Source organism: Solemya velum gill symbiont (assembly GCF_002020255.1).
Lineage (GTDB): Bacteria > Pseudomonadota > Gammaproteobacteria > Chromatiales > Chromatiaceae.
The window spans coordinates 142,548-154,938 of record NZ_MPQG01000004.1; the positions used below are offsets into that span (position 1 = coordinate 142,548).

11 protein-coding genes are annotated in these 12,391 nt (G+C 47.4%); 10 read left to right on the forward strand and 1 reads right to left on the reverse strand.

What is annotated here, in order from left to right; genetic code table 11:
* Nucleotides 1–93: 93 nt before the first annotated feature.
* The 10 genes from gyrB to uvrD all read left to right on the forward strand — a co-directional run bounded on the left by gyrB (nucleotide 94) and on the right by uvrD (nucleotide 11,565).
* Nucleotides 94–2,496 (forward strand): DNA topoisomerase (ATP-hydrolyzing) subunit B, encoded by a 2,403-nt coding sequence (gene gyrB / locus BOW06_RS05145; protein ID WP_043116247.1) that lies wholly within the window; start codon nucleotides 94–96, stop codon nucleotides 2,494–2,496.
* Between the two features lie 124 nt (nucleotides 2,497–2,620).
* A complete protein-coding gene (locus BOW06_RS05150) occupies nucleotides 2,621–3,820 on the forward strand; it encodes an MFS transporter (RefSeq protein WP_078459613.1) in 1,200 nt (399 codons plus the stop codon).
* Nucleotides 3,821–3,965: 145 nt separating this feature from the next.
* Nucleotides 3,966–4,718 (forward strand): molybdate ABC transporter substrate-binding protein, encoded by a 753-nt coding sequence (modA, locus tag BOW06_RS05155; protein ID WP_179116187.1) that lies wholly within the window; start codon nucleotides 3,966–3,968, stop codon nucleotides 4,716–4,718.
* 2 nt (nucleotides 4,719–4,720) lie between these two features.
* The gene (modB, locus tag BOW06_RS05160; protein ID WP_078459611.1) at nucleotides 4,721–5,389 is read left to right on the forward strand and encodes a molybdate ABC transporter permease subunit; all 669 of its coding nucleotides are present in this window, start codon (nucleotides 4,721–4,723) and stop codon (nucleotides 5,387–5,389) included.
* Nucleotides 5,386–6,453 (forward strand): molybdenum ABC transporter ATP-binding protein, encoded by a 1,068-nt coding sequence (modC, locus tag BOW06_RS05165; RefSeq protein ID WP_078461366.1) that lies wholly within the window; start codon nucleotides 5,386–5,388, stop codon nucleotides 6,451–6,453. Before modB ends, modC begins: the two co-directional genes overlap by 4 nt.
* Nucleotides 6,454–6,470: 17 nt before the next feature.
* Complete coding sequence (locus BOW06_RS05170) at nucleotides 6,471–6,815, forward strand: CidA/LrgA family protein (protein ID WP_043116245.1); 345 nt, start codon at nucleotides 6,471–6,473, stop codon at nucleotides 6,813–6,815.
* Complete coding sequence (locus BOW06_RS05175; RefSeq protein WP_043116243.1) at nucleotides 6,812–7,537, forward strand: LrgB family protein; 726 nt, start codon at nucleotides 6,812–6,814, stop codon at nucleotides 7,535–7,537. Before BOW06_RS05170 ends, BOW06_RS05175 begins: the two co-directional genes overlap by 4 nt.
* Nucleotides 7,538–7,568: 31 nt before the next feature.
* Entirely contained in the window at nucleotides 7,569–8,363 is a 795-nt protein-coding gene (locus BOW06_RS05180) for a tetratricopeptide repeat protein (RefSeq protein ID WP_043116242.1), read from the forward strand.
* A gap of 9 nt (nucleotides 8,364–8,372) precedes the next feature.
* Nucleotides 8,373–9,308, forward strand: a complete 936-nt coding sequence (rarD, locus tag BOW06_RS05185; protein WP_143556464.1) for an EamA family transporter RarD — start codon at nucleotides 8,373–8,375, stop codon at nucleotides 9,306–9,308.
* An 85-nt stretch (nucleotides 9,309–9,393) separates the two neighbouring features.
* Nucleotides 9,394–11,565: a DNA helicase II gene (gene uvrD, locus BOW06_RS05190; RefSeq protein ID WP_043116240.1), complete on the forward strand. Its 2,172-nt coding sequence runs from the start codon at nucleotides 9,394–9,396 to the stop codon at nucleotides 11,563–11,565.
* Nucleotides 11,566–11,609: 44 nt separating this feature from the next.
* Here uvrD and BOW06_RS05195 read toward each other — a convergent pair whose 3' ends face one another.
* Nucleotides 11,610–12,002, reverse strand: a complete 393-nt coding sequence (locus BOW06_RS05195) for a CPBP family glutamic-type intramembrane protease (protein WP_052132049.1) — start codon at nucleotides 12,000–12,002, stop codon at nucleotides 11,610–11,612.
* Nucleotides 12,003–12,391: the final 389 nt, after the last annotated feature.

A 12,391-nucleotide genomic window follows, 5' to 3' on the forward strand; every position in this document is an offset into this window, starting at 1 on the left:
GAGTTAACCTGTGAGACCTGTTGAATCATATGATAAGCGAGCGTATCTAGCTGATTTACGGTATACTTCTATGCCACATCAGGAGTTTAATGAATGAGTGAATACAATTCTTCTTCGATAAAAGTACTCAAGGGTCTGGATGCCGTCCGTAAGCGTCCGGGTATGTACATCGGCGACACGGATGATGGCACTGGTCTGCATCACATGGTTTTCGAGGTTGTTGATAATGCAATCGACGAGGCCCTCGCTGGACACTGCTCAGAAATTACAGTTACCATTCATTCCGACAATTCAGTTACGGTTACAGATGATGGCCGTGGAATACCGACAGAGATCCATGAAGAAGAGGGAATATCAGCTGCAGAAGTGATTATGACGGTTCTGCATGCCGGCGGTAAGTTTGACGACAACTCCTACAAAGTATCTGGTGGTTTGCATGGCGTTGGCGTTTCTGTAGTAAATGCCTTGTCAGATGAGCTTGAACTGACGATTTACAGAGGTGGAAAGAAGCACTACCAGAAATACCACCTGGGTGTGCCTGAAACTAATCTTGAAGTTGTTGGAGATACCAGTAAAAAAGGGACAAAAATAAGATTCAAGCCGAGTAGCGAGATTTTCACAGATACCGTCTATCATTTCGATATCCTGGCTAAAAGACTTCGCGAACTCTCGTTTCTTAATTCTGGTGTACGTATTCTTGTCAGAGATGACCGAAACGGCAAGGAAGATCTCTTTGAGTATGAGGGTGGAATAGGCGCTTTTGTTGAGCATCTGAACAAGAATAAGACGCCGATGCACGAGAAAGTCTTCCATTTTGTCAGTGATAAGGATGATGTTGCTGTCGAAGTCGCTATGCAGTGGAATGATTCATACCAGGAAAATATTTTCTGTTATACCAATAATATTCCTCAAAGAGATGGTGGTACCCATCTGGCTGGTTTCCGCGGCGCCCTGACAAGGACGCTCAACCAGTATATCGAAAGCGAAGGACTGGCAAAAAAAGCAAAAGTTAATACAACTGGTGATGATTCGCGTGAAGGACTGACCGCAGTACTCTCAGTCAAGGTACCGGATCCCAAGTTTTCTTCACAAACCAAGGATAAACTTGTCTCATCCGAAGTGAAAGGGATTGTTGAAACACTGGTTGCCGAGAAACTGGGCGAATTTCTGCTTGAGAATCCAACTGAAGCCAAAAATATATCCAACAAGATGATAGATGCTGCACGCGCAAGGGAAGCTGCACGTAAAGCACGTGAAATGACCAGACGCAAGAGTGTGCTTGATATAGCCGGTTTGCCTGGGAAACTGGCAGACTGCCAGGAAAAAGATCCTGCAAATTCGGAAATCTACCTGGTGGAGGGTGATTCAGCTGGCGGATCTGCCAAGCAGGGCCGCGATCGTAAAAACCAGGCGATTCTTCCTCTCAGGGGAAAAATTCTCAATGTTGAGAAAGCGCGTTTTGACAAAATGCTCTCATCACAAGAGATAGGTACCCTGATTACTGCTCTTGGTTGTGGTATTGGTCGTGAAGAGTTCGATCCGGACAAGCTCCGCTACCACCGCATTATTATCATGACGGACGCCGATGTTGACGGTGCCCACATTCGTACTTTGCTACTCACCTTTTTCTATCGCCAGATGGAAGAGTTAGTGAAACGTGGCCATATTTATATTGCGCAGCCCCCACTTTACAAGATTAAGCGTGGAAAACAGGAAAATTATCTCAAGGATGATACTGAATTGAACCAGTATCTGCTTTATAGCGCATTGGAAAAAGCTGAACTGCATGTCAGTAAAGATGCACCGGCACTCTCGGATTCAGCATTTGGAACGCTTGCGCATGATTATGTTGAAGTTAACCAGATGATTTCCAGGCTTGGAAAGCGTTATGATTCCGAGTTGATGCAGAAGCTGGTTTATATGCCCTATGTAAGTGAAGACTTACTTACAAACAAGGAGTCTCTGGACAGCTGGCTTGCAGACCTGGAGTCACGTCTTAATGCGAGCCTTGGTCCTGCTGACAGTGTTTCGCTAAGTGCAGAAACGATAGAAACGAATGGAGCTATTGTTGTTACCCGCAAGGTACATGGTATTCACACGGATCAGCGCATTCCGTTTGATTTCTTCACAGGGCCTGATTACGAAAAGATGAAAAACCTTGGCGAGAAGCTCGATTCACTGATTGGTGAAGGAGCATATGTACGTCGCGGTGAGAAAACATTTGAAATCAGCAGTTTTCAGCAGGCACTTGACTGGCTGATGGATGAAGCCAAGAAAGGCCAGCACATTCAAAGATACAAGGGTCTTGGTGAAATGAACCCGGAACAGTTGTGGGAGACAACCATGGATCCTGACAGCAGACGTTTGCTCCAGGTCACTATCGAAGATGCTGTTGCTGCTGATGCAATCTTTACCACCCTTATGGGTGACGAGGTAGAACCTCGTCGTGAGTTTATTGAAGAAAATGCTCTCGATGTTGAGAATCTTGATATCTGATAGAGATAATCCAATGCTATACATAGGTTTATCGTATAGTGAGTAGTCACTAACTAATCGGACAACACTATCATAGTGTATACCTGTTTTCTGGTTACAGCTCCGATTGACAGGTCATACGGTGATAAGAGATAACTGGCGTACCCCCTTACTCGTACTGGTTTGCGGCTCCCTTGTTCTATTAGCCGGTTATGGCGTTCGCCATACATACGGCCTGTTCCTACAACCCATGTCTATCAGCAATGGCTGGGGACGTGAAATCTTCTCCTTTGCAATCGCAGTTCAGAATATCGTTTGGGGAATAACCCAGCCTTTTACGGGCAGGATTGCTGATCGTTACGGTGCTGGTCCGGTCGTACTTGTTTGTGGCCTGCTCTACGCAGCTGGTCACATCCTGATGAGTTACTCTTCATCCGAAATTTCACTGGTATTTGCTGCAGGTGTATTGATAGGCATTGCACTAAGCGGCACAACAGCATCGGTCATTTTTGGTGTGATCGGCAGATCAGTATCTGAGCAGAAACGCAGTGCCGCCATGGGTATTGCGATGGCAGTTGGTTCACTCGGCCAGTTCGCATTTTTGCCCGCTGCTAATCACTTCATCAGTTTCATCGGTTGGCAGCAGTCACTGCTTCTACTCGCGCTGGTGACAGCAGTCATTATTCCACTGGCGATACCGCTGATGGAAAAAGAGTGTTCGATAGCGAAAAGATTACCACTCAAGGATATTTTGAGCGAAGCATGGAATGAACGGGATTTCTGGTTATTATCATTGGGGTTTTTCGTTTGCGGTTTCCAGGTTGTGTTTATCGGAACACACCTGCCAGCCTTCCTCGTTGATGAAGGGCAGGGGCCAGCCACTGGTGCAACTGCGCTGGCACTGATCGGCCTTTTTAATATATTTGGTACTTATTGCTTCGGATACCTGGGTGGAAAAATGAGTAAGCCCTACTTGTTAGTGAGTATTTACTCTCTTAGATCGCTAGTCACACTAATATTCATCCTCTTTCCTATTACACAAACAACGGTCTATATTTTCAGTTCACTGATGGGCTTCCTGTGGCTTAGTACCGTACCCCTGACAAATGGTATTGTTGCGACGCTCTTTGGTACGGCAAACCTGTCGATGTTAAGTGGTATTGTTTTCCTATTGCACCAGGTTGGGGCATTCCTTGGCGGCTGGATGGGCGGCTATTTCTATGACCGTCTAGGGAATTATGACTCTGTTTGGATGATAGCCATTGCACTTAGTATCATGGCAGCTCTACTCAATTTTCCGATAAGGGAGCGTCCCGTCGGCCAACTTGTAACCAGATCGACATGAATATAAAAAAGCGTAATCTGTTTGTTGCCCTGCTGCTATTGGTTGCTGGCATAGTGATGGGCTATACATTTGCAATGTACCAGAAAGGAGAGATGGCAAACATCTACACAGATAAATTACCTGGATGTTGGTAACTGCTATGCAGATGAGTTTTCCTGCTAAAGGATCACTGTTTGTGGCACTGATGATTCCGTCACTCCTCTGCGCAGAAACTGCGACGGTTGCTGTCGCGTCGAATTTTGTACCAGTGATGAAGCGGCTCGTGACAGAGTTCGAAGAAACCTCGGGGCACACCATCAGGTTTAGTTCTGGTTCAACAGGAAAGCTCTATACGCAGATCATCTATGGGGCGCCTTATGATATGTTTCTTGCAGCGGATCAAGAAAGACCCGCGATCCTGAAGAAAAAAAATCTAGGTAAGCAATTACTCACTTACGCGATTGGAGAGCTATACCTCTGTAGTTCTGATATTTCAAAGAAGGTATCGCCGGAAGCTTTAAAAGACGAAAGTTATCAATACCTGGCCATAGCAAATCCGCAAACTGCCCCTTACGGTACGGCAGCAAAAGAGGTGGTGCATAATCTTGGTCTCAATGATGCACTCAGGGGTCGCATGATCACAGGAGAGAATATTGCTCAAACCTATCAGTTCATGATGACGGGAAATGCAACCTATGCATTTATCGCAAAAGCCCAGGTGATATCGACACCAGGTGTCAACTGCTGGCAGGTTCCGCAGAATCTCTATTCACCAATTAAACAGGACGCCCTGCTCCTCAAGCGAGGAGCGTCAAATGCTGCTGCAACAGAACTCTTTGCTTATTTGAGTAGCGAGGAGGCAATGGAAAAGATTGTCTCTTCAGGTTATCGCGTCGCAAAACAAGGAGAGAGGGAATAAGCATGGAGTGGCAAACTGTTTGGTTGACAGTCAAACTCGCTTCGGTGACAACACTGACACTGCTTATCATAGGAACGCCACTTGCCTGGTGGCTTGCGCGTTCAAATGCATGGTGGAAAGAGGTTGTTGGTAGCATTGTTGCCCTGCCACTTGTTCTGCCACCAACGGTGCTGGGTTTTTATCTTCTGATGCTGCTGGGTCCTGAAGGTCCACTAGGAAACCTGACGACCACGCTTGGTCTCGGGACCTTGCCCTTTACATTTGCAGGACTGGTTGTTGGCTCGGTGATCTATTCAATGCCCTTTGTTGTACAGCCAATAAGAAACGCATTCGAGTCAATCGGAAAAAGGCCAATGGAAGTGGCTGCAACACTTGGAGCAAGCCCGTTGGAGAGTTTTTTCAGCGTTGCGGTGCCATTAGCAAGACGCGGATTTTTAACCGGTAGTGTATTGGGCTTTGCTCACACTGTGGGCGAATTCGGCGTGGTGCTGATGATTGGTGGAAATATACCGGGTGAAACCAGGGTGCTCTCAGTTGCTATATATGATCATATTGAAGCGCTTGAATGGGGCCAGGCTCACATGATGGCGGCAGGATTACTCGCTTTTGCGTTTATCACGCTGGTTTTGATGTATATGATCGACAGGCGATTCCAGGACAGGGACACATGAGCGAACTCAGTGTAAAACTGCAAACTGACCTGGACACGTTTTCGCTCGATGTTGACTTCGAGTGTGAATCGTCAGGTGTGACTCTCCTCTACGGTCCTTCAGGATCAGGAAAGACAACTGTGCTCAGGGCAATTGCCGGTTTATTGAAAGCAGATCAATGTGAAATTCGTTTCAATGGAGATGTCTGGCAGGATGGAACGCATTTCACGCCACCACACCACAGGCCGATTGGTTATGTGTTCCAGGAAGCGAGTCTTTTTCCACACCTCTCTGTAAGAAAGAATATCGAGTATGGCTACAAGCGAGTTAGCAAACAGGATAAAAGGATCGACTTTGATGACGCTGTTTCTCTGCTTGGTGTGGAGCCATTGCTTAATCGTGCACCAGGTCAGTTATCCGGTGGTGAACGCCAGCGGGTTGCAATTGCGCGTGCACTACTTACCAGCCCCAGTCTTCTCTTGATGGATGAACCGCTTGCAGCTCTGGATAATAAGGCAAAGCAGGAAATATTCCCTTACCTGGAACAGCTGCATACCGAATTATCAATTCCATTACTCTATATTTCACACGATCATAACGAAGCGGCACGCCTGGCCGACAGAATCGTACTGATGGATGATGGTAAGGTAACGGCAACAGGTGATGCACACCTGTTTATGACGCGACTCAACCTCCCACTATCACACAAGGACACAGCTTCTGCAATTATCGAGGGAGATGTTATTGAGTATGATGAAAAGGACCAGATTACCTGGATCAATGTTGCAGGTAGTCGTGTCGGCTTGTCGGGATATACTGGAACAGGAACAAGGTTACGAGTACAAATCTATGCCCGTGATGTCAGTCTTGCATTGAGTGAACACAGGGATACAAGCATTCTCAATATTCTTCCGGTAACAGTACTTGGGAGGGAAGAGTTGGATAACAGCCAGATGATGGTGAGACTCAAACTTGATGATGATCAGACTATGCTGTCACGCATAACGAAACGGTCTGCTGAGATGCTTGAACTTCATCGTGGAAAACAGATATTTGCACAGGTAAAAGGAATCGCACTGTTGTAACGCCGGGAGGTAGTAACTTGTTAGCGACTATTACACTACTGCTTTTCTACCAGCTTTGCGGAGAGCTGTTGGCTCGCTACATGGAGTTACCCGTACCAGGTCCGGTGATCGGAATGTTGTTGCTGTTTCTCACATTGCTTGCCAGGGATGCGTTAGCAGAGACAATGGAAGTGACGGTTGAGGGATTGCTGAAAAATCTTTCTCTTCTGTTTGTCCCGGCAGGTGTCGGAGTGATCACCCACTTTGAGCTGCTTGGAGAAAACTGGCCTGCAATATCAATCGCTCTTGTGATCAGCAGTATACTCGGCATGGTTGTTACTGCGCTGACGATGAAGTTCCTGATGCGGAGTAATAGAGGATGAAAGGCGAGATTGTTCAGCTTTGGGTTTACCTGTCTGCAACTCCGCTGTTTGGTTTAACCGCAACACTGGTTGCCTACCTGGCGGCTGTAAAAATCCATGAGAAATTCGGTTCCAAACCAATACTTAATCCTGTGGTTATTGCCGTCATAATGTTGGTTATTATGTTGTCTGTAACCGGTATGGATTACGCTACCTATTTCGATGGTGCCCAGTTTATCCATTTTCTTCTTGGCCCGGCGACAGTTGCTCTTGCCGTTCCACTCTATCGTCAGATGCGTAAGCTCAGGACGGTTTTCTTTCCGTTGATGAGCGCGATTGTTGCTGGAATTATATCTGGCGGCATCAGCGCTGTTTATATTGCCGAGTTCCTGGGCGCTTCAATTGAAACAGCATTGTCGCTAGCACCCAAGTCGGTGACTGCGCCAGTGGCAATGGGTATTGCAGAGGCAATTGGAGGACTACCTTCCCTGACAGCTATACTGGTAGTGACCACAGGCGTTATCGGCGCTATCATAGGCACCCGGCTATTCGATCTCATCGGTTGTAATGATGACAGCGTCAAGGGTGTGGCCATGGGTGTCACCTCTCACGGTATCGGCACGGCGCGTGCGTTCCAGGTCAGTTCGGAAATGGGCGCTTTCTCCGGTCTTGCGATGGCACTATCAGCACTCTTTACTTCCATGCTATTGCCCTGGCTGTTGACATTAATGGGCTATCTCTGAGCCCTAATCTGTTTATCTTGTGGAAAATCGAATGAAAAACTATTCACTATTATTGCTATTTACCCTGTTTGTATCAGCATGCGGTCAGTCCCCTGAGGAACCACCGCTACCGATTGATGCTGAGAAGTTTGCCAACCAGAGAGAACAGGCTGGCAGAAGTGTTGAAAAGGAAGTGCAGCAAGCAGATCCCGTTTCAACTGAAAAAGAAACTGTTACTGAGGAACCGGCATCTGACAAGCAAATTACCGAAGAAAAAGAGGTAAAGCTGACACATGACCAGGCAGCAAGACGTGCGATTGAGCTCAGTAAAAATGGAGATTTTTCTGAAGCGATTTCTGTTCTGAAAGAGGCGGTAACGAATTACCCAAGAAGTGCACAGCTCTACGCCTTGCGCTCTGATATTCACAGGCAGGATAGAAACGTCGAAGCATCACTGGATGATATCAGTGTTGCAATCGAGCTCAACAGTGAGAGTGCTTCCTATCATGTTGGCCGCGCCCAGCTCTATATCAGCCTGGAACGTATGCAGGAAGCTGAGGCAGATCTGAACAAGGCAATTGAACTTGAACCGGACTTGATTGCCGGATATTTCAATCGCGGCACCCTCTATGCTCATCTCGGACAGCATGAGAAAGCTCTCGGGGATCTTGATACCTGTATTAACAAGGCACCGGCATTTGCAGCGCCATACTTTAACCGGGCATCGGTTCTTGATCACCTCGGACGCAGACAGGAGGCGATTGCAGATGTCGAGCGTTTTATCGAGCTGGCTGATGATGAAGAGTGGAAAAAGATTGGTAGAGATCAATTGTTGAAATGGAAATAGGCTGACCGGGTGACTAAGCCGCTACAGAACAAGCATATGGATGGAGTACCGGTCCATTTGCTTGGAGGCATGCAGGCGGCGATGGCATTTCTGATCTGGGGTGTCTTTCCGCTGATGTTCAAACAGGTAGAAAACATCGCGGCACTAGAAGTTCTTGCACATCGGATTATATGGGCACTTGTGTTTGTTATGTTGCTGTTGGCAGTACGGGGTAGGCTCGGCACACTCAAGGAGATCTTCATTGAGAACAGAAAGACACTTTATATGCTGCTATTGTCGGCATTGTTTGTCTCTGTCAACTGGCTGGTCTTTATCTGGGCGGTTGCAAATGAAAAGGTAATCGAGGCGAGCCTCGGTTATTTTATCAATCCGCTTTTCAATGTTTTACTTGGCGTCATATTTCTTGGTGAACGCCTGCGTCTAGTACAGTGGACAGCCGTAGCGATAGCGCTTACCGGTGTATTGGTACTGATATTTTCACACGGTATCGTGCCATGGGTTGCATTGGCGCTGGCATTGACATTCGGACTCTACGGTCTGATCAGGAAGCAGACAAAAATTGGCCCGGTAACAGGTTTGGCAATTGAAACATTGTTACTGTTTCCTGTTGCCGTCGGTTATATCCTGTTTTTGTTTTCCTACGGAGATGAGAGTTTCATCACGGGTGAACCGAGTGCGCGTTTCTGGTTGGTGTTTGTTGGTATCATGACGACGATACCGCTTATGCTGTTTGCAGCAGGTGCACGCAAGATCAGGTTGTCGACGCTCGGCATCATTACTTATATCGGTCCGACAGTACAATTCCTGATCGCGGTATATCTGTTTGGGGAAATTTTCACCCAAGCCTACCAGGTTGCATTTACAGCAATCTGGATCGCATTGGCAATCTATGCTTTTGACCTATATCGCCATGAGCGACAGATTGTCGTTGCTGAAGTCGTCTGATTTGGTGGAATCAATATGAGCGTTTGCGTCAACCCGGTGTCACACTGGATAATAATACAATTCTACAAGGCCAAAGATTAATCACATGGATGTCAGCTACATTCTTGAAAACCTCAATGATGCACAACGAGAAGCGGTAACCGCACCGGCTGGCAATCTTCTGATTCTTGCTGGCGCCGGTTCCGGAAAAACCCGCGTGCTTGTGCACAGGATCGCCTGGCTGATGAAGGTGGAACAGGTACCTAACTGGAATATTCTGGCTGTCACCTTTACCAACAAGGCAGCTCGAGAAATGCGCGGGAGAATTGAGCAGATCATCGATGAGCCTACTGGCACCATGTGGGTTGGCACTTTTCATGGCCTCGCCCACAGACTACTGCGCGCGCACTGGCAGGAAGCTGAACTTGCACAGGGATTTCAGATACTCGATTCGGATGACCAGTTTCGACTCGTCAAGCGAGTCGTCAAGGCGCTCGACCTTGATGAATCGAAATGGCCACCGCGCCAGGCACAGTGGTTTATCAACAGTCAGAAAGATGAAGGCAGGCGTCCGCAGCACATTGATGACCAGAATGATCATTACACCATGCAGATGGTACGCATCTATAAAGAGTACGAGGATGCATGCAAGCGCGGTGGAATGGTTGATTTTGCCGAACTGTTATTGCGTTCACATGAGTTGTGGTTAAAGCGCCCCGACATACTTGAGCATTATCGCAAACGTTTCGCACACATACTGGTTGATGAGTTTCAGGATACCAACAGCGTGCAATACGCCTGGCTGCGACTTCTGGCAGGTGGCGACAATTATCTTTTCGTGGTTGGTGATGATGACCAGTCGATCTATGGCTGGCGTGGTGCACGAGTAGAGAATATCCGTAACTTTGAGAACGATGTCGAAAACCCCAAATTGATTCGCCTGGAACAGAATTACCGTTCGACCGGCACCATTCTTCAGGCGGCAAATGCGGTTATCTCCAACAACCCGTCACGTCTTGGAAAAAACCTGTGGACCGATCTTGGTGAGGGCGAGCAGATTCAGCTCTATGCCGCGTTTAATGAAGTTGATGAAGCACGCTTTGTCATCGACAGGATTCAGGATGCCCTGCGTGAAGGTAACTTGCAGCGCAGTGAGATAGCGATACTCTACCGCACTACGGCACAGTCTCGACTGTTTGAAGAAAACCTGATCCAGGCCGGAATACCGTATCGTGTATATGGTGGCATGCGATTTTTCGAACGTGCCGAGGTCAAGGATGCGCTATCTTATGTGCGCATGATTGGCAATCACCATGATGATGCTTCTTACGAACGCAGTGTTAACCAGCCACCACGCGGCATTGGTGCCAAGACGCTTGATGCAATCAGGGCACATAGCCGTGATTTTGGAATCTCCATGTGGCAGGCAAGCATTGAGCTACTGCAAGGTGGCGGCATGACAGCGCGTGCAAAAGGCGCGCTGCAGGGTTATGTCGACTTGATCGAAGAGGCTACTGCGAGTACATCAGAACTGGAACTGCAAGATCTAGTCAGTGAGGTTGTCAGCCGTTCCGGTTTAAGTGATCACTTCAAAAAGAGCTGTGATGGCAAAGGCCAGGATCGTATTGAGAACCTCGAGGAACTGGTGAATGCAGCACGTCAGTTTGAATACGACACAGTCGAAGAGAGCCTCACAGACCTGGAAGCCTTTCTTGCACATGCTGCCCTTGAAGCTGGTGATAACCAGGCACAGGCATATGAAGATTGTGTACAGATGATGACCATGCACTCAGCCAAGGGACTGGAGTTTCCAATGGTCTATATAAGTGGCATGGAAGAGGGACTGTTTCCACACAGCATGTCGAGTGAGGATCCGGACAGGCTCGAAGAGGAGCGACGCCTTTGCTATGTCGGTATGACAAGAGCAATGCGTACGCTGACACTGACACATGCCGAGAGTCGACGGTTGCATGGTAGTGAAACCTATCCCTTGCCGTCACGCTTCCTGCGAGAAATTCCTGCAGAACTCATCAGCGAGATTCGTGCACGCCCACAGGTCAGGCGTCCCTATACGCCTTCCGCTCCGCGTTCATCCGCATCCGCAGCTATGGAAGAGTATCCATTTCGTCTTGGTCAGCATGTCAGGCATGCGAAGTTTGGCGATGGCGTTGTGCTCAATATGGAAGGCGGTGGAGCCTCTGCACGAATTCAGGTCAATTTTGAATCAGCCGGCTGTAAGTGGCTGGTGATCGCCTATGCGAATCTTGATGCAGTTTGAGATATTGTAATACGGGCAATAAGCACAATAGCCCGGCAAGGTAACTACTGTCCTAAAACAAGATTTCTGCCACCAAGAAAAATAACCCATACAGTAACTGTTGCCCAGTGGATAATAACCGGAACCCAAATTGATCTTGATACGGCATAGCTGTAGCCGCATGTAATTCCCAGTGCCGCAACAATAACAAGAAACCAGGAATCGAGAAAAAGCGGTATTGCAGAACCATTCAATAACAGTGCATTCGCAGGATGCCACAATACAAATGCCAGGGTGCTGAGTCCGATCGCCTTAAATGTTTTTTTACGGCCGGAATCGACGACATTACGTGGGATCAGTACACCTCTGAAAAACAGCTCTTCGAGTAGAGCAGGAAAAACAAACAGTGTAAAAGGCAGGATTGCAGTCATCTTTGAATCAATCAGCTCATACTTCAATAGTCCCGAGGTAAAACCAACAGCTGCTGATAAAAGGATGAAGAAAGGTACGAGGGCCCATGCTTTATATGGAGCGTTAAATGGAGAGACGCGTAAACTTTTACCAGGATTATTTAAAAGATACTTTCTCATGGTTGATGGGCTTGATTAGCTGTAGTCGTTTTTTACAGATATTAATGCGATGACAGATGAGCTCTTTTCTGTTTGTATAGAAGCATCGAAGCGCTTGCATAAGTTGAGCATGCGTTTATTGCCTGGTGCTATGTGTCCAATGAGCATGTTTACATCATTTCGTGAATTCAATTTCCAAGTGCAACTCAACAGAGTTGGTTAGAGGGCAAGCTGCGGTAGCATAGGTAGCTTCTCTCACCGACCAAAGTTAGAGGAGC

Coding starts and splice junctions, on each gene's coding strand:
- gyrB (WP_043116247.1), top strand. CDS start 94: ATGAGTGAATACAATTCTTCTTCGATAAAAGTACTCAAGGGTCTGGAT.
- modA (WP_179116187.1), top strand. CDS start 3,966: ATGAGTTTTCCTGCTAAAGGATCACTGTTTGTGGCACTGATGATTCCG.
- modB (WP_078459611.1), top strand. CDS start 4,721: ATGGAGTGGCAAACTGTTTGGTTGACAGTCAAACTCGCTTCGGTGACA.
- modC (WP_078461366.1), top strand. CDS start 5,386: ATGAGCGAACTCAGTGTAAAACTGCAAACTGACCTGGACACGTTTTCG.
- BOW06_RS05175 (WP_043116243.1), top strand. CDS start 6,812: ATGAAAGGCGAGATTGTTCAGCTTTGGGTTTACCTGTCTGCAACTCCG.
- BOW06_RS05180 (WP_043116242.1), top strand. CDS start 7,569: ATGAAAAACTATTCACTATTATTGCTATTTACCCTGTTTGTATCAGCA.
- uvrD (WP_043116240.1), top strand. CDS start 9,394: ATGGATGTCAGCTACATTCTTGAAAACCTCAATGATGCACAACGAGAA.